Origin of the sequence: Streptosporangium sp. NPDC004379 (genome assembly GCF_042873875.1) — a bacterium.
GTDB lineage: Bacteria > Actinomycetota > Actinomycetes > Streptosporangiales > Streptosporangiaceae > Streptosporangium.
The window spans coordinates 477,736-493,168 of record NZ_JBIAMC010000001.1 but is presented as its reverse complement, the minus strand read 5'-3'; the positions used below and the strand labels follow the sequence as shown (position 1 = coordinate 493,168).

Sequence of the window (15,433 nt, the reverse complement as noted above, 5' to 3'; positions counted from 1 at the left end):
CGACGTCGCGGCGAATGCTCATGGGACACCTCCTCTCGTTTCGGACGGGGAAGGGATCCTGGGATCAGGTCCAGACGACGTCGCGGCGAATGCTCACGGGGTGTCGGCCTCTCTCGTGTCCGGCGGGGCAAGGGATCCTGGGATCAGGCCCAGATGACGTCGCGGCGAATGCTCATGGGACGTCTCCTCTCGTTCCGGCGGGTGACCGTGTCCGGTCGTTCCGGCGGGTGACCGTGTCCGGGCGGATGCCGGGACCGGTGGGCCGAGGCGAATCGGCCTGGCTTATGACCGGGTTGCCAGCGGCCGAAAATCACAGTAATGAGGCGGACATAGGCCGTCATTGACGTCACGCGCCCGGTTCCTTGCCGATTCGCGCACGTGCCAGGAGGAAAGGGGTGCGGAGGGTATCGGCGTTCGGCCGGACGCGTGACGGGACGGTCGGCCGAGGCGGGCGGGCAGCCGTCAGCGCCGCCGGCGCCGGAGGTGAGGACGCGTCAGCGGGACCGGCGGAGAACGCCTCGGGGGCGGCGGGAAGCGCCTAGAGGTACAGGCCGGTGCCGTTGTCGGTCTGCTGGGTGGCGATGGCGTGCAGGTCGCGCTCGCGCAGGACGAGGTAGACCTGGCCGTGCACCTCGACCTCGTACTGGTCCTCGGGATTGAACAGGACCTTGTCCCCGACCTTGACCACGCGGACGTTCGCGCCCGCGCCGCAGACCTGGCCCCAGACGAGCCGGTTGGCCATCTTCACCGTCGCAGGGATGACGATGCCCGCCGTGCTGCGCCGCTCCTCTGACTCCTGCTCCACCCTCACCATGACGCGGTCGTGGAGCATCTGGATCTCGAACTTCGGGTCACCCACAGCATGAAGCTTATGGGACGGGCGGGGCGGCGCCCGTCGAACCCCGGAGCCGGTCCGCGGCAGTAGGCTCACGGAGCATGACGGAGCTCTCCCCGGACCCGGTCGGCGACTACATCGACTGGTATCTCGACGCCAACCCCATCTTCGCCGCCCTCATGGGCGCCGAGGGCCATGACAGGACCCTCGGCGACTTCAGCGAGGAAGGCATCCTCACCCGCGAGCGCGAGTCCCGCCGCCGGCTGGAGCGCCTCCAGGCGGTCCCCGGCGGGAGCTTCGAGGAGCGCATCGACCGCGAGCTGGTGATGTCCGGGTTGCGGGGCGGGCTGGCCCAGGAGTCCTGGCCCGCCTGGCGGCGCGATCCGTCGGTCTACACGGGGCCCGTCCTCAGCTCGATGTTCACCCCGTTCATGCACCGCCTGGCCCCCGAGGCCGAGCTGGTCGAGGCCGCCGTCGCCCGGCTCGCCGAGGTGCCGGGCGTCCTCGCCGCCTGCCGGGCCAACCTCGACCCGGAGCTGGCGAGCCCCCTGCTGATCGAGCGGGGCCTGGGTCAGGCGCGGACCGCCCGGCGCCTGCTCACCGAGACGATCCCCGGCCAGGTCGCCGACGAGGCGCTGCGGGCCGGGCTGGCGGCGGCGGCCGAGCCCGCGGCGGCGGCCTTCGACGAGCTGGCCGCCTTCCTGGAGGGGTTCCGGGCCACCGGGACCTGGCGGATGGGCGAGGAGCTCTACTCCACGCTGCTGCGCGACCGGGAGATGCTCGGCTACGGCGCCGACGAGCTGCTGCGCCGGGGGCAGAAGGCGTACGAGGAGCTGGACGCCGAGATGCGGGAGATCGCCCGGCGGTTGCCCGGCGGCTCCGGCGACTGGCACGCGGCCATCTCGGTCCTCCAGGACGACCACCCGCCGACCCTCGAGGACATGCGGGCCGAGTACGAGGCCGAGACCGAGCGGGCCAGGAGGTTCGTGCGCGAGCGGGGCCTGGTGACCTTCGCCGACGGCGAGGAGTGCCGGGTGGTGCCGTCGCCGGAGTTCCAGCGGCCCATCCTCGCCGTCGCCTCGTACATGATGCCCCCGCCGCTGTCGGCCTCCCGGCTCGGGCACTTCTTCGTGCCGTTCACCCCCGACTCGTTCACCGACGAGCAGGTGCGCCAGCGGCTGCGCACCAACGCCAGGGCGCAGATGCCCTCCATCGCCGTCCACGAGGCCTACCCGGGTCACCACTGGCACCTGTCCTGGATGGCGGGCAACCCGCGCCGGGCCCGCAGGCTGTTCCGCACGCCGTACTTCACCGAGGGCTGGGCCCTGTACGTGGAGAAGGTCATGCGGGAGGAGGGATACTTCACCACCCCCGCCCAGGAGCTCGCCCACCTGGAGTTCCGTCTCTTCCGGGCGGCCCGCATCGTCGTGGACGTGTCGCTGCACTGCGGCGAGATGACCGTCGAGGAGGCCGAGACCTTCATGACGGAGCGGACCTCGCTGACCCCGGGAACGGCCAAGGGGGAGGTCAACCGCTACTGCGCCTGGCCCACCCAGGCCCCGTCGTATCTCACCGGCGCCCTGGAGATCGACCGCATCCGCGCCGACTACCTCGCCGCGGGCCGCGGTGACCTGCGTTCCTTCCACGACTCGCTCGCCGGGTCCGGCGGCCTGCCCCTCGGGCTGGCCCGCCGGGTCGCCATGGAGGGCTGACGGCATGGGCGCGGGCGAGACGGGCGGGGTGTCCTCCGAGGAAGCGAGGGTGCTCGCTGCGATCGACGAGGCGGAGACGGTCCGGCTGCTGGCCGAGCTGGTGCGGACGCCCAGTGTGACCGGCACCGACGCCGAGTCGGAGCTGCAGCACCGCTGCGGGCGGCTGCTCGCCGAGGCGGGCATGGACGTCGACGTCTGGAAGCTCGACCTGGACGCCCTGCGCGCCGACCCCGGCTTCCCCGGCACCGAGGCCCCCCGCACCGAGGGCTACGGCGTGGCGGCCGTCACCGGGGGCGAGGGCGAGCCCGCCCTGATCCTGCAGGGGCACGTGGACGTGGTCCCCACCGGCGACCTGGCCAAGTGGGAGGGCGGCGACCCCTTCGGCGCCCGGATCACCGGTGACGTCCTGCACGGCCGGGGCGCCTGCGACATGAAGGCCGGCCTGGCGGCCAACCTCGCGGTCGCCGCCGCCGTCCACCGCTCGGGCGTACGGCTGGCCCGGCCGCTGGCCGTGCACTGCGTCGTGAGCGAGGAGGACGGCGGCCTGGGCGCGTTCGCCACCCTGGCGCGCGGCCACCGCGGCGAGGCGGCGGTGATCACCGAGCCGACCGGCGGAGCCGTCGTCACCGCCACGGCGGGCGCGCTGACGTTCCGCGTCGAGGTCGCCGGCCGGGCCGCCCACGGCGCGACCCGCTACGAGGGCGTCAACGCGCTGGAGGCGTTCTGGCCCGTCCTGGTGGCGCTCCGGCGGCTGGAGGCCGGCCGCAACCGCGACCCCGATCCGATCTTCACGGGCAACCCTCTCCCCTACCCGATCGAGGTCGGCACGGTCCGCGCGGGCGACTGGGCCAGCAGCGTGCCCGACCTGCTGGTCGCCGAGGGCCGGATGGGCGTGCGGCTGGACGAGGACCCGGCCGAGGCCCGCCGCGCCCTGGAGGAGGCGGTCGCCGGGATCGACGACCCGTGGCTGCGCGCGCACCCGCCGGTCGTGACCTGGCCCGGCGGGCGGTTCGCGAGCGGCCGGATGCCCGCCGGGCACGAGCTGCCGGCCCAGGTCGCGGCGGCGGTGGCCGACGTCACCGGGGCCCGGCCGGCCGAGACGGCGGCGCCGTACGGCAGCGACCTGCGCCTCTACGCCGCGGGCGGGGTGCCGACCCTGCACTACGGCCCCGGGGACGTCCGCCTCGCCCACGCCCCGCGCGAGCTGGTCGGCCTGCGCGAGCTGCGCGACGTCACCCGGGTGCTGGCCCTGCTGGCGGTGCGTCGCTGCGGGGTGCGCGGCTGACCGTCGTCAGCGGACGGCGACGCCCGACTCGACGGGCGGCCCCGCCTCGACCCGGTCCTGGATGCCCTCGCGGTACTTGCGGACGTTGCCGTAGCCGAGGCCGGTCAGCCGCCGGGCCACCGCCTCGCTGTTGCCGCAGGCGGGATCAGGCGTAGGCGCCGCGGACCTCGATGATGTCGGCCAGCGGGAACTCCAGGTAGTCGCCGGCCTCCTCGCACCACGCGTCGAGCACGCCGCTGCGCAGCTCCCCGTGGCTGATGGTGGCGGTCAGGCCGTCGGCGAGCGTGATCGCGGCCCGGACGCCGCGGTCCACCACGAAGCCGAGCAGCGACTGCTGGGCCGTCGGCAGCCGGGAGGCCATCCGGCCGATGACCGCCCACGTCCGGCCGCCGGCCTGGGCGACGTGGTTCTCGGCGGACAGCAGCCGCCGGGCGTGCTCGCCGGGGTCCGGCGGCGGCTCGACCAGCGGGTGCGGCTGCTCCAGTTCGGCGACCCGGCCACCGGGCAGCAGGATCAGCCGCCCGTTCTGCGGCTCGTCGATGCGGGCGCGGCGGATGGTGATCTCCCCGGTGTCCTCGACGGGGACCGGCGCGTAGCCGCTCTCCCGGAGTGCGGCGAGGGTCCGGTCGGCCGATTGCCCGCTCGCCAGCACGGTGGGCGCGAGCAGCCGGAGGCCCAGCCGGGACAGCCTCCGGTGCCCGGCGATCTCGGCCAGCAGTCCGGGGTCGGACGCCTGCACGATGCAGGCGACCGTGGTGACGGTGACCTCGCCGTGCCGCCTGGCCACGTCGCGCACGAGGTAGTCGAGGGGCTGCGGCACCGAGCCCACCCCGGCCAGGTCGGCCAGCAGCTCGTCGGCGGTGTGCCCGGCGTCCATCGCCCGGCGCACGCTCGCCGGGGTGAACCGCCACACCGACGCGGTGCCGCGCGACTCGCGGTCGGCGGCGCGGTCCAGCAGCTCGGCCAGTTCGGCGGAGGGCGGGCCGGTCACCACGGCGGTGAGGTCGGCGCCGAACAGCGCGCTGCGGCGCACACTGGCCAGCGCCCGGACGGAGCACTCCACCAGCATCGGGTCGTGCTCCACCGCCGGCGCGCAGTCGTCGTTCTCGTCCCCGGCGACGGCGTCCAGGGAGGCCAGAGCGCGGCCGAGGTCGGTGACGGCGTCGCAGGCGACCAGCCCGAGCATCCGCGCCTCCTCCAGCACGGCCGGGGCGCACTCGGCGAGCAGCGGCAGGTCGAGCAGCGGGGCGTGCCAGTGGGCCGCCCTGACGAGCCCGTCCATGTCGGTGCACGCGGTGCTCGCCGGCAGCCGGGCCAGCACGCCGAGGACGGCGCGCCGGGCACGGGCGACCGAGGCCCCGGCGAGGTCGTCGCCGAGCACGGTGCCGTACCTGCCGTCCACCCGGCGCAGCGACGAGCGCTCCATGCGCCACCACGCCGACAGCAGCACCCGCAGCCGGGCGGCGGAGTCGTCCAGCCGCCAGCGGTCGAACTTCTCGGTCGGCACCAGGCCGCCGGCCGGCTCGTCCCAGGACAGCAGCCGGGCCACCGCGCAGACCTCCAGCAGCAGCCGGGTCTCGTCCTCGTCGCAGCCGGTGTCCCTGGCCAGCCGCCGGACCTCGCGCACGCCGATCCCGCCGGCCTTCAGCAGCGGCAGCGGGACCTTGGCGGTGTTCTCCAGCATCGCCGAGCAGCGCTCCACCACGTGCGGGGCGGCGAGCGTCATCAGATGGTCGACCGTCTCGGGATCGACCGGGACGCCCGCGAGGTCGGGCGGGACGGGGGTGAAGGGCGGGTGGTAGCCGGGCCCCCGTACGGCGAGCGCCACCTCCCGGGGCATCTCGGCGACGTTCCAGCTCGGCCGGAAGAGCAGCCCGTGGTCGCCGGCCCATTTCTCCGGTGTGCCCGGCGTGACGAACCGCCCGCCGTCGACGTCGCGGACCGGACCGTCCCAGGCGAACTCCTCCAGCAGCGCCCGGGTGCCCTCCGGCGCCCGCCCGGCCATGGACGTGACCCGGCCGGGGTCGGACAGCATCTCGATGATCCGGGTGACGGTGCGGCGCTTGGGGCCCTGGGGCAGGCCGAGCGTCCTGGCCAGGGCCCGCAGCGCGTCGGCGCTGACCGTCCAGGAGTCCAGGTAGTGGGTGAGCGGCTCGCCGAGCCCGCAGGGGGCGGTCCACCACCGCGCCACCCCCTCGGCGACGCGGATGCGCCCCTCGGCGTCGGGCCAGGCCAGTGCGTGGTCGAAGAGCCGGTCGATCCAGGGGGCCACCTCGGCCTCGGGCGCGCCCATGAACCGGGCCAGTTCCTCCAGCCCGACCCGGCCGCCGAGGGCGAGTGACGCCTGAGCCACCTCGACGGCGGGCAGCGGAAGGCCCCGCATGACCCCGATCACCGCGAAGCCGCTGCCCAGTCGCTGGGCGAGGGTGTCCAGGCGGCGGGGCCACGGCGGGGCGATGGCGTCCGGCCGGTTGGCCAGCAGCCGGGTGAGCCGGTCTTCGTCGAGGGTCTTCAGCCAGCCGAGCAGGTCATCGTCCATCTCGCAGCTCTCTCAGGAATCTCGCGCGGGGACTCTCCGTGAGCCATAGGCATCCACGGTAATGCAGAGGGCATCCCGGGAGGCATGCACCGCGCAGAATGCAATGAGTTCCCCGCCGGTGACCATCTGTTCTCTGGCCGGGTCCCGGGGCCGCCCGATGGGGAGTCGGATGGCGGCCCCGGAACCGGGCCGGCGCCAGATGAGGGGAAGAGGCGGCGCCTTCCAGGAAGGTCTGTGGGGTGTGCGGGGTGTGCGGGCTTCGGGGACGGGCCGTTCCGGTTCCGCTCCGTGGATCTCCGGCCGGGCGGCGCGGCGGGCGGTCAACGGAAACGGGGACCTAGCCGAGGACGGCCCAGACGATCTTGCCGTAGGGGGCCAGCGGCGCCCAGCCCCAGCGGAGGCTGAGCGAGTCGACGATGTGCAGTCCGAGGCCGCCGACGTCCAGCGGGGAGGGATCGCGGAGCGAGGGGAAACCGGCGCCGGGGTCGTTGAGCGCGCAGACCACGAGGCCGTTCCTGCGCAGCAGGGAGAGTCTGATGGGCTCCCTGGCGCGCGTCTCGGCCAGCCGCAGGCCGTGCCGGAAGGCGTTGGTCGCCAGTTCCGAGACGACCAGTTCCATGCTCTCGCTCAGGTCGCCGAGGTTCCAGCCGGTCAGGGTGCCGGTGGCGAAGCTGCGCGCCGAGTGGACCGATTCCGCGCTCGGGGGAAGCACAAAGGTGGCGCTGGCCGGAGCCGGGGAGCCGGACAGGAGGTCGCGCGCGGCTTCGGGCCACCAGCCCACGGGCGGCCACCAGTCGAGCGCCGTCCACGACGTTCTGGGGGGAGCGGTTCGGGCGGACTGCACACGGATCATCATGATGCAAACTCCTGTGCAGGTGCAAGAGCGAATGCACGTGCATTGGACGTGTGCAAGCGCTACGGTTACCCGTAAGTCGGTCGACCAACGCGGAAAGGGGATTTTCCGCGGCCAAGGAAGTCACGGGCCGCGAAGTGACAAACTGTCGATCAGGAAAGCGAGCGAGGAGCACCACGTGGCCATGGACCCGCCCGGTACCGGTTCCACCGTTCGGCGCATCATGCTCGGCGCCAGCCTGCGCCGCCTGCGTGAGGAGAAGGGGCTCACCCGCGAGGCCGCCGGATTCCACATCCGCGCCTCGGAGTCCAAGATCAGCCGGATGGAACTCGGCCGTGTCGGTTTCAAGACCCGGGACGTGGAGGACCTGCTCACCCTGTACGGCGTGCTCGACGACGCGGAACGGCGCGGCCTGCTGGAGATGGTCCGCGAGGCGAACACCCCCGGATGGTGGCACAAGTACGGCGACCTGCTGCCGAACTGGTTCACCACCTACGTGGGGCTGGAGGAGGCGGCGAGGGTGATCCGCACCTACGAGGTGCAGTTCGTGCCCGGCCTGCTCCAGACGTCCGACTACGCGCGCACCGTGATCCGGCTCGGCTACCCGGACGCGCCGGAGGCGGAGATCGAGCGTCGTGTGCACATGCGCATGCAGCGGCAGGAGCGCTTCACCCGCAAGGACGGCCCGCGTCTGTGGGCGGTCATCGACGAGGCGGCTCTGCGCCGGCCCATCGGGGGCAAGGAGATCATGCGCGAGCAGGTCCAGCACCTGCTGGAGGTGGCCGCGCTGCCCAACATCACCCTCCAGGTGATGCCCTTCAGATTCGGCATGCACGCGGCCGAGGGGGGCGCGTTCAGCATCTTACGGTTTCCCGAGTCCGACCTGTCGGACGTCGTTTACGTCGAGCAGCTCTGGGGTGCCCTCTACCTGGACAAGCGTGAGGACGTCGACCCCTACCTCACGGCCATGGAGCAGCTGTGCGTGGAAAGCACCACGCCCGGGGGCACCGCCGAGATCCTCGGCGACCTTCTCGGAGAGATCTAAATGGAGAAGACCTACAACGGCATGCCCGCCACCGATCTGGCGGGAGCCAGGTGGCGCAAGAGCCGCTACAGCAACTCGACGGGCAACTGCGTCGAGCTGGCCGAGCTGTCGGACGGCAGCATCGCCGTCCGCAACTCGCGTTTCCCCGACGGCCCGGCCCTGATCTACACACGCGACGAGATCCGCGCCCTGGTACTCGGGGTGAAGGACGGGGAGTTCGACAGCCTCACCGTGTAACAGTGTTTTTACACCCGGCTCATCTGGTTAACCCGGCCGCGCCGGAGGCGTAACCGGGGACGCGGCCCGGGGGGCGAGAGTGGGGCCCACAGCTGATAGGGGGCTTCGACCGTGCTCGACCAGATGACCTTGTATCCCGTGGCCGACGACGTGCTGTTCGCACCGGGCGGGCGCGTCGTGATCCGCACCTACGGCGTGGCCTCGCCCGTCGGCCGGGACGGGACGCCCGCCCCGGTGTCCTACAGCACGTGGGTCACCGGGGTGCGCGACCAGCCCCGCTACTGGCGGTGGCGGCACTTCGAGGAAGCCCGCCGCGGCCACCGCGGGGTCATCGAATGGCTGACCGGCCGCGGACCGCAACCCGGCGCGGCGACCGTCCCCGCCGGCCCGGCGGTCTCCGGCGAACCGGGCCCCGCCGTTCCGAGGGTTCCCGCCGGACCCGTCCCCGCCACGGCGGCGGTCCCCGGCGGTCCGCTCCTCTAGTGGCGGGGCGTTCCGGCCGGGCACGGCTCTAGAGCGGGGCGTTCCAGCTGAGCACGACCGGCTCGGCGTGCTCGTAGCCCAGCCGGGAGTAGGTGCCGGTGTCCAGCCGGAAGAGCCGGCCGTCGGTCGGAGGGAGATCCAGCCAGCGGGCGCACAGCACCCGCAGGTAGTGCCCGTGGGCCACCAGGGCCACCTCGCCCCCGGCGGCGCGGGCACGGCCGATCACCCGGTCGGCGCGGGCGCCGACCTCCGCCGCGCTCTCACCGGGATGGGCGGCGTCGCCGGGGACCACCCCGTCGCGCCACAGGTACCAGCCGGGCCGGTCCTCGCGGATCACCGGAGTGGTGATCCCCTCGTACCCGCCGTAGTCCCACTCCCACAGGTCGGGATCGATCTCGTAGTCGGTGAGGCCGGCCAGCTCCGCCGTACGGCGGGCCCGCGCCGCGGGACTGACCAGCACCAGGTCGAAGGACCGCTCCGCGACCAGCCGGGCGAGCGCCCGCGCCTGGGCCTCCCCCCTCTCGGTGAGCGGAAGGTCCGTGCGCCCGGTGTGGCGGCCGTTCCGGCTCCACTCCGTCTCGCCGTGCCGTAGCAGGAACATCTCTCTCATATGTCACCCATCATGCCGGTACGGCCGGCGCGGCCGATCGGGTGCCCCTGCCGCCCGGCGGAAACACTCCCCGCGGGACCGTCCGGTCCTCGCGCGTCCGGTCCCCTCCGCGCCCGGTCCTTGCGTGTCCGGTCGATCCGCATCCGGTTGATCCGCCGTCCGATCCCTCCGGTTCGGCGGAGCGTCGAGACGGGCTCGGCGGAGCGTCGAGACCGGTTCGGCGGAGTGCCCCCGCTCGGCGGTGCACCCCGTGAGAGGCTGGGGGATGTGACGATATCTGTGGGCCTGGTGGGTGCCGGGCCGTGGGCCGAGAAGGTGCACGCGCCGATGCTGTCGGCCGGACCGCACACCCGCCTGACCGGCGTGTGGGCGCGGCGGCCCGGAGCGGCGGCCGGGTTCGGCGTCCCCGTCTTCGAGCGGATCGAGGAGCTGTTCGACAGCTGCGAGGCGGTCGCGTTCGCGGTGCCGCCCGCCGTACAGGCCGAGCTGGGCGTGCGCGCCGCCAAGGAGGGCAAGGCGCTGCTGCTGGAGAAGCCCCTCGCGGCCGACCTGGAGGGGGCCCGGCGGCTGGCGGACGCGGTCGCCGAGGCCGGGGTGCCCTCCCAGATGGTCCTCACCTGGCGTTACTCGCCGGCCACCAGGGCGTTCCTGGCCCGGGTCTCGGCGATCGAGCCCTTCGGCGGCCGGGCGGCCCACATCTCCGGCGCGCTGCTCGGCAGCGGTTTCACCAGCCCCTGGCGGCTGGAGCGCGGCGCGATCCTCGACGTCGGCCCGCACATGATCGACATGCTGGACGCCGCGCTCGGCCGGGTCACCGCGGTCCGCGCCCACGGCAACCCACGGGGCTGGGTCGGCCTGCTGCTGGAGCACGAGGGCGGCGCGGTCAGCGAGGCGTCGCTGTGCATGAGCGTGCCGGGCGACAAGCCGCCGGCCGCCGTCGAGGTCTACGGCAAGCTGGGCACGGAGGCCATGAACGGCGACCGGCTCGGCTCCGACGTCTTCTCGGTGATGCTCGCGGAGTTCGCCGAGGCCGTCCGCGGCGGGGGCGGCCACCCCCTCGACGCCGCCCACGGCCTGCGTCTTCAGGAGATCATCGCGGCGGCGGAGGAGCAGCTCACCCACGCCTGACGGGTCCGGCGCCGCGGCGCGCGACCCCGCCGGGGGAATCCTCCGGGCGGCGCGAGGCGTGGCCGGGTGAGGGAAGGTCGACGGCGTGGGTCCTGCGGCCGGGCGGGGGAGGCCGGTCCGAGGGTCCCATGTCGCGGCTCCCCGGGGAATTGGTAACGTTTGCCCGACGCATAACGTGTAGCGAAGTCCGGTGTGAGTCCGGCGCTGTCCCGCAACTGTCATGGTCCCCATGGGGCCGAGCCAGGTCGCCTCCGTTGTGCCGACGTCGTCAGCCCTCGTGGAAAAGGGTGATCCGTCGCTTCTCGCGGGTCTCTCGGTTCCGGCAACTGAAAGGACCTCGGTTGAGGCCCGTACGCCCCGTTCTCGCCGGTGCCCTGCTCGGCATGCTGGCCCTGGCCGGATGCGGTCAGAACTCCCCCTCGTCCTCCTCGTCCCCCGCGGTCTCCTCGGGGGCGAGCTCCGCTCCCGCCGCCCAGGCGGCCGGGTTCCCCGTCACGGTCCAGGCCGGCAACGGTCCGGTCACCATCGCCAGGAAGCCCGAGCGCGTCGTCTCCCTGTCGCCCACCGCCACCGAGAGCCTGTTCGCCGTCGGCGCCGGGCCCCAGGTGATCGCGGTGGACGACCAGTCCACCTACCCGGCCGAGGCCCCCAAGACCGACCTGTCGGGTTTCAAGCCGAACGCCGAGGCGATCATCGCCAAGAAGCCCGACCTGGTCGTGCTCGCCAACGACATCGACGGCATCGTCGCCAAGCTGGCCAAGGTCAAGGTCCCCGTCCTGCTGGAGCCCGCGGCCGCCAAGCTCGACGAGACCTACGACCAGATCGGCGACCTCGGCGCCGCCACCGGCAACAAGGCCAAGGCCGACGAGCTCGTGACCGGGATGCGCAAGCGGATCGACGAGCTGGCCGCCGCCGCGCCCAAGGACAAGAACCTCACCTACTACCACGAGCTGGACGCCACGCCCTACTCGGTGACGTCCAGCACGTTCCTCGGCCAGGTCTACGGGCTGTTCGGCCTGACCAACATCGCGGACAAGGCGCCCGACCCGGCCGGCGGCTACCCCAAGCTCTCCGCCGAGTTCGTCGCCCAGGCGGACCCCGACCTGGTGTTCCTGGCCGACACCAAGTGCTGCGCACAGACCGCGGCCACCCTCGCCAAGCGTCCCGGCTGGTCCAAGCTCTCCGCCGTCGGGAAGGGCCAGGTCGTCGAGCTCGACGACGACATCGCCTCCCGCTGGGGGCCGCGCGTCGTGGACCTCGCCGAGAAGGTCGGCGAGGCCGTGCAGAAGGCCGCGACGGACTAGGTGACCCGCTCCGCCCGCCCCTCCGGCCTCCTCAGCCGCGACGCCCCCGACATGCCCGACGGTCCTGACGGTCCCGGCGTCCCGGCCGGACGGCCGGGACGCGCGGCCCGGCTCCGGCCGGCGGCGGCGCTGGCGGCGGCCGGGGTGCTCCTGGCGAGCGCCCTCGCCGCGTACCTGGTCGGCGCCGCCGACATCCCGCCGGGGAAGGCGGCGCTGCAACTGCTCGACTGGTTGCCGTTCGTCTCGGCCGACCCGGGGCTGGCGCCGGTCGAGCAGAGCCTGCTGTGGGAACTGCGGCTGCCCAGGGTCCTGCTCGCCGCGGTCGTCGGCGGCCTGCTCGCCTCCGCCGGAGCCGCCTATCAGGGCGTCTTCCGCAACCCGCTGGCCGACCCGTACCTGCTGGGCGCCGCAGCGGGCGCCGGCCTGGCGACCACGGCGACGGTCGTGTTCACCAGGGGCGACGACCAGTCGCTGACCATCCCGGCGGCCGCGTTCGCCGGGGCGATCGGCGGCGTCGTGCTCGCCTACGCGCTGGGCAACGCCGCGGGCCGGGGCGGGGGAACCGCCACGCTCGTCCTGGCGGGCGTGGCCGTCACCTCCTTCCTCACCGCCATCCAGACCTTCCTGCAGCAGCTCCGGGTCGAGGAGCTGGAGCGCATCTACTCGTGGATCCTCGGCAACGTCGGCGGAGGCTGGAGTCAGCTGGCGCTGGTCGCCCCGTACGCGGCGGTCTCGGTGGCGGTCATGCTGCTGCACGGCAGGCTGCTGGACGTCCTGTCCGTCGGCGACGACGAGGCCGCGAGCCTGGGGCTCAACGTGGCCAGGGTCCGGTTCACCGTACTGCTCGCCGCCTCGCTGGCCACCGCCTCGGCGGTGGCGGTCAGCGGGCTGATCGGCTTCGTCGGCGTCGTGGTCCCGCACGCGGTCCGGCGCCTCGCCGGAGGTTCCTACCGGGTCGTCCTCCCGCTCTCGCTGCTCGGCGGCGGCGCCTTCCTGGTCCTCGCCGACCTGCTGGCCAGGACCGTGCTCGCCCCGGCCGAGCTGCCCATCGGCGTGGTGACCGCCTTCGTCGGCGCGCCGTTCTTCGTCGCCGTGCTCCGCGTGACCAAGAGGACGGACACATGAGCGGCCGGGACACGGACGGGCCGGCGGCGGACCGCCGTGACCCGGTCCCGGACGGCGGGACGGGCAGGAGCGGCGGGGACGGCGGGGATACGGCGAGCGGTGTCGAGGTGCGCGACCTCGGGGTCGTGCTGGAGACGCGGACCGTGCTGTCCGGCGTCGGCCTGCGGATCCGGCGCGGCGGCTGGCTCGCCGTCATCGGGGCCAACGGCGCGGGCAAGTCCACGCTGCTCAAGGCGATGGCCGGGGTGCTGCCCCACTCGGGGGAGGTGCTCATCGACGGCGCGCCGGTCCGCTCGCTCAAAGCCCGGGAACGGGCGAGGCTGTTGGCCTACGCCCCCCAGACCCCCGCCCTGCCGGGCGACATGACCGTCTTCGACTACGCCCTGCTGGGCCGCACGCCGTACATCCCCTACCTGGGGCGCGAGGGACGCCGCGACCGGGAGACGACCGCGTCGGTGCTGGAACGCCTCGACCTGTCGTCCCTGGCCCGCCGCCCGCTCGGCCGGCTCTCCGGCGGGGAGCGCCAGCGCGTCGTGCTCGCCAGGGCCCTGGTCCAGCAGGCCCCCGTGCTCCTGCTCGACGAGCCCACCACCGCCCTCGACCTGGGGCACCAGCAGCAGGTCCTGGAGCTGGTCGACCGGCTCCGGCTGGCCGACGGGCTGACCGTGGTCACGACCCTGCACGACCTGGGCGTCGCCGGCCAGTACGCCGACTCGATGACGCTGATCGCCGCCGGCCGGGTCGCCGCGTCCGGCTCCCCGGCGGAGGTGCTGACCGGCGAGCTGATCGCCGAGCACTTCGACGCCCGCGTCCGCGTCGCGACGGACCCCTCGGGCCGGCCTCAGGTCCACCTCGAACGACCCGGACGGCGGGAGGACCGATGCGGTTGAGTCATCGCGTCGAGGACGGGGTACGGCTCGCCTCGCTGCTGTGGGAGTTCGGCCCCGGCTGGCGGGCGATCTCCTCGGCCATGGTCGGCGGCGGCATCGGCCCGGTGGAGTGGGTGCTCAACGCCCAGGTTCCGGGCGGCTACGCGCGGATGGACCCGATCGAGCACCTGCTGGAGATGGCCCCGCCGGGCCGCGGCGTCGGCATGCTGACCGCCGCGTCCGTCGAGAGGTTCACCCGGGCCGCCGACGGGGGAGCGGAGGTGGCCGCCACCACGGGGCTGCGCGTCCCGACCTGGGCCGCCGCCCCCGAGGGCGCCGTGGACCCGGAGCTGGCCCCGATGCACGTGCCCGGAACGATCAACATCATCGTGGCCGTGCCGGTCGCGATGAGCGACGCCGCCCTGGTCAACCTGGTCATGACGGTGACCGAGGCCAAGACCCAGGCGCTCGTGGAGGAGGGGTTCCCCTGCACGGGCACCGCCTCCGACGCGGTCTGCGTGGCCGTGCGCGACGACGGGCCCGAGGAGCCGTTCGGCGGCCCGCGCTCCCTCTGGGGCGCCCGCGTGGCCCGCGCCGTCCACTCCGCCGTACGGCGGGGCGCCCGCGACTGGGCGGACCGAGACCGGAGCATCACTCTGAGTGAGGGAATTTCCGGAACTACCATGTGAGCGAGGGCCGGACTCCCGATACTTGAGCAGGTGACCGCTATGGCGACGACAGAACCTACGACAGGGCACGCCCCCGAACGGACGGTTCTCCGCGGAAGACCGCCGTTCAGCGTCGACGACCTGCTGACGTTCCCCGACGACGGGAACCGCTACGAGCTCTTCGACGGGAGCCTGCTGGTGAGCCCTTCTCCCACCCCCATGCACCAGTTCGCGAGCCTTCGTCTCGTGAGGATCCTTGAGGATGCCGCGCCGCCGGAGTTCCAGCCGCTGCAGGAGGTCAATCTTGGAGTCGGTCCCCGCGACTTCTTCATCCCCGACCTCGTGGTGGTGCCGACCGAGGCCGTCGAGGAGACGGAGCTCATGTTCGCCCCCGACGACATCCTCCTGGCCGTGGAGCTGGTCAGTCCGACCAGCCGCAAGCGCGACCGGCACATGAAGCGGTCGGCCTACGCCGCCGCCGGGATCCCCCTGTACTGGCGGGTCGAGCTCGGCGACGGGCCGTCCCTGCACGTCCACGAGCTGGCCGGCGACGAGTACAAGCCCGCGGTGAGGTACGAGGCCGGTGAGACCGCGACGCCGGCCGCCCCCTTCGAGGTGAGCTTCGACCCGGCGGCACTCCTGCGCCCCCGCCGCTGAACCGGGCCCTTCCGAGCAGGTGAGGGCGGTTTCCCAAATGTGATCGGGTGGATTCCCTCCGTATCCCTTCCGTGCCCTTGACT

At 73.5% G+C, this 15,433-nt stretch carries 15 protein-coding genes and 1 riboswitch; of the genes, 11 read left to right on the top strand and 4 right to left on the bottom strand.

Annotated elements, in window-relative coordinates; translation table 11 throughout:
* Positions 1–538: 538 nt before the first annotated feature.
* A complete protein-coding gene (locus tag ACFYSC_RS02130; RefSeq protein ID WP_362928637.1) occupies positions 539–859 on the bottom strand; it encodes a co-chaperone GroES in 321 nt (106 codons plus the stop codon).
* 77 nt (positions 860–936) lie between these two features.
* Here ACFYSC_RS02130 and ACFYSC_RS02125 point away from each other — a divergent pair, with 77 nt between their 5' ends.
* Positions 937–2,547: a DUF885 domain-containing protein gene (locus ACFYSC_RS02125; protein WP_389955362.1), complete on the top strand. Its 1,611-nt coding sequence runs from the start codon at positions 937–939 to the stop codon at positions 2,545–2,547.
* Between the two features lie 49 nt (positions 2,548–2,596).
* Positions 2,597–3,832, top strand: coding sequence for an ArgE/DapE family deacylase (locus ACFYSC_RS02120; protein ID WP_389955359.1), 1,236 nt, complete (start codon positions 2,597–2,599; stop codon positions 3,830–3,832).
* A 145-nt stretch (positions 3,833–3,977) separates the two neighbouring features.
* Here ACFYSC_RS02120 and ACFYSC_RS02115 read toward each other — a convergent pair whose 3' ends face one another.
* Positions 3,978–6,371, bottom strand: a complete 2,394-nt coding sequence (locus ACFYSC_RS02115) for a helicase-associated domain-containing protein (protein WP_389955355.1) — start codon at positions 6,369–6,371, stop codon at positions 3,978–3,980.
* Positions 6,372–6,708: 337 nt separating this feature from the next.
* Entirely contained in the window at positions 6,709–7,224 is a 516-nt protein-coding gene (locus ACFYSC_RS02110) for an ATP-binding protein (protein WP_362928766.1), read from the bottom strand.
* A 184-nt stretch (positions 7,225–7,408) separates the two neighbouring features.
* Between ACFYSC_RS02110 and ACFYSC_RS02105 the strand changes: the two genes are divergently transcribed.
* The 3 genes from ACFYSC_RS02105 (at position 7,409) to ACFYSC_RS02095 (ending at position 8,989) form a co-directional block, all read left to right on the top strand.
* On the top strand, positions 7,409–8,269 hold the full coding sequence (locus ACFYSC_RS02105) for a helix-turn-helix domain-containing protein (protein WP_389956308.1): 861 nt from the start codon (positions 7,409–7,411) through the stop codon (positions 8,267–8,269).
* Positions 8,270–8,506, top strand: coding sequence for a DUF397 domain-containing protein (locus tag ACFYSC_RS02100; protein ID WP_346020519.1), 237 nt, complete (start codon positions 8,270–8,272; stop codon positions 8,504–8,506).
* Between the two features lie 123 nt (positions 8,507–8,629).
* Positions 8,630–8,989 (top strand): hypothetical protein, encoded by a 360-nt coding sequence (locus ACFYSC_RS02095; protein ID WP_389955352.1) that lies wholly within the window; start codon positions 8,630–8,632, stop codon positions 8,987–8,989.
* A 28-nt stretch (positions 8,990–9,017) separates the two neighbouring features.
* Here the strand turns inward: ACFYSC_RS02095 and ACFYSC_RS02090 are convergent, their stop codons facing one another.
* A complete protein-coding gene (locus tag ACFYSC_RS02090; RefSeq protein WP_362928649.1) occupies positions 9,018–9,599 on the bottom strand; it encodes a histidine phosphatase family protein in 582 nt (193 codons plus the stop codon).
* Between the two features lie 267 nt (positions 9,600–9,866).
* On the opposite strand from ACFYSC_RS02090, the gene ACFYSC_RS02085 reads away from it, so the two are divergent.
* The 6 genes from ACFYSC_RS02085 (at position 9,867) to ACFYSC_RS02060 (ending at position 15,350) form a co-directional block, all read left to right on the top strand.
* Entirely contained in the window at positions 9,867–10,727 is an 861-nt protein-coding gene (locus ACFYSC_RS02085; RefSeq protein ID WP_362928651.1) for a Gfo/Idh/MocA family oxidoreductase, read from the top strand.
* 138 nt (positions 10,728–10,865) lie between these two features.
* Positions 10,866–10,999: riboswitch (cobalamin riboswitch) on the top strand.
* 69 nt (positions 11,000–11,068) lie between these two features.
* Positions 11,069–12,031, top strand: a complete 963-nt coding sequence (locus ACFYSC_RS02080; RefSeq protein ID WP_389955348.1) for an ABC transporter substrate-binding protein — start codon at positions 11,069–11,071, stop codon at positions 12,029–12,031.
* Between the two features lie 51 nt (positions 12,032–12,082).
* A complete protein-coding gene (locus ACFYSC_RS02075) occupies positions 12,083–13,156 on the top strand; it encodes a FecCD family ABC transporter permease (RefSeq protein WP_389956306.1) in 1,074 nt (357 codons plus the stop codon).
* Entirely contained in the window at positions 13,153–14,046 is an 894-nt protein-coding gene (locus ACFYSC_RS02070; protein ID WP_389955345.1) for an ABC transporter ATP-binding protein, read from the top strand. Before ACFYSC_RS02075 ends, ACFYSC_RS02070 begins: the two co-directional genes overlap by 4 nt.
* Complete coding sequence (locus tag ACFYSC_RS02065) at positions 14,037–14,714, top strand: adenosylcobinamide amidohydrolase (protein ID WP_389955342.1); 678 nt, start codon at positions 14,037–14,039, stop codon at positions 14,712–14,714. Before ACFYSC_RS02070 ends, ACFYSC_RS02065 begins: the two co-directional genes overlap by 10 nt.
* A 39-nt stretch (positions 14,715–14,753) precedes the next feature.
* A complete protein-coding gene (locus ACFYSC_RS02060; RefSeq protein ID WP_389955339.1) occupies positions 14,754–15,350 on the top strand; it encodes a Uma2 family endonuclease in 597 nt (198 codons plus the stop codon).
* Positions 15,351–15,433: the final 83 nt, after the last annotated feature.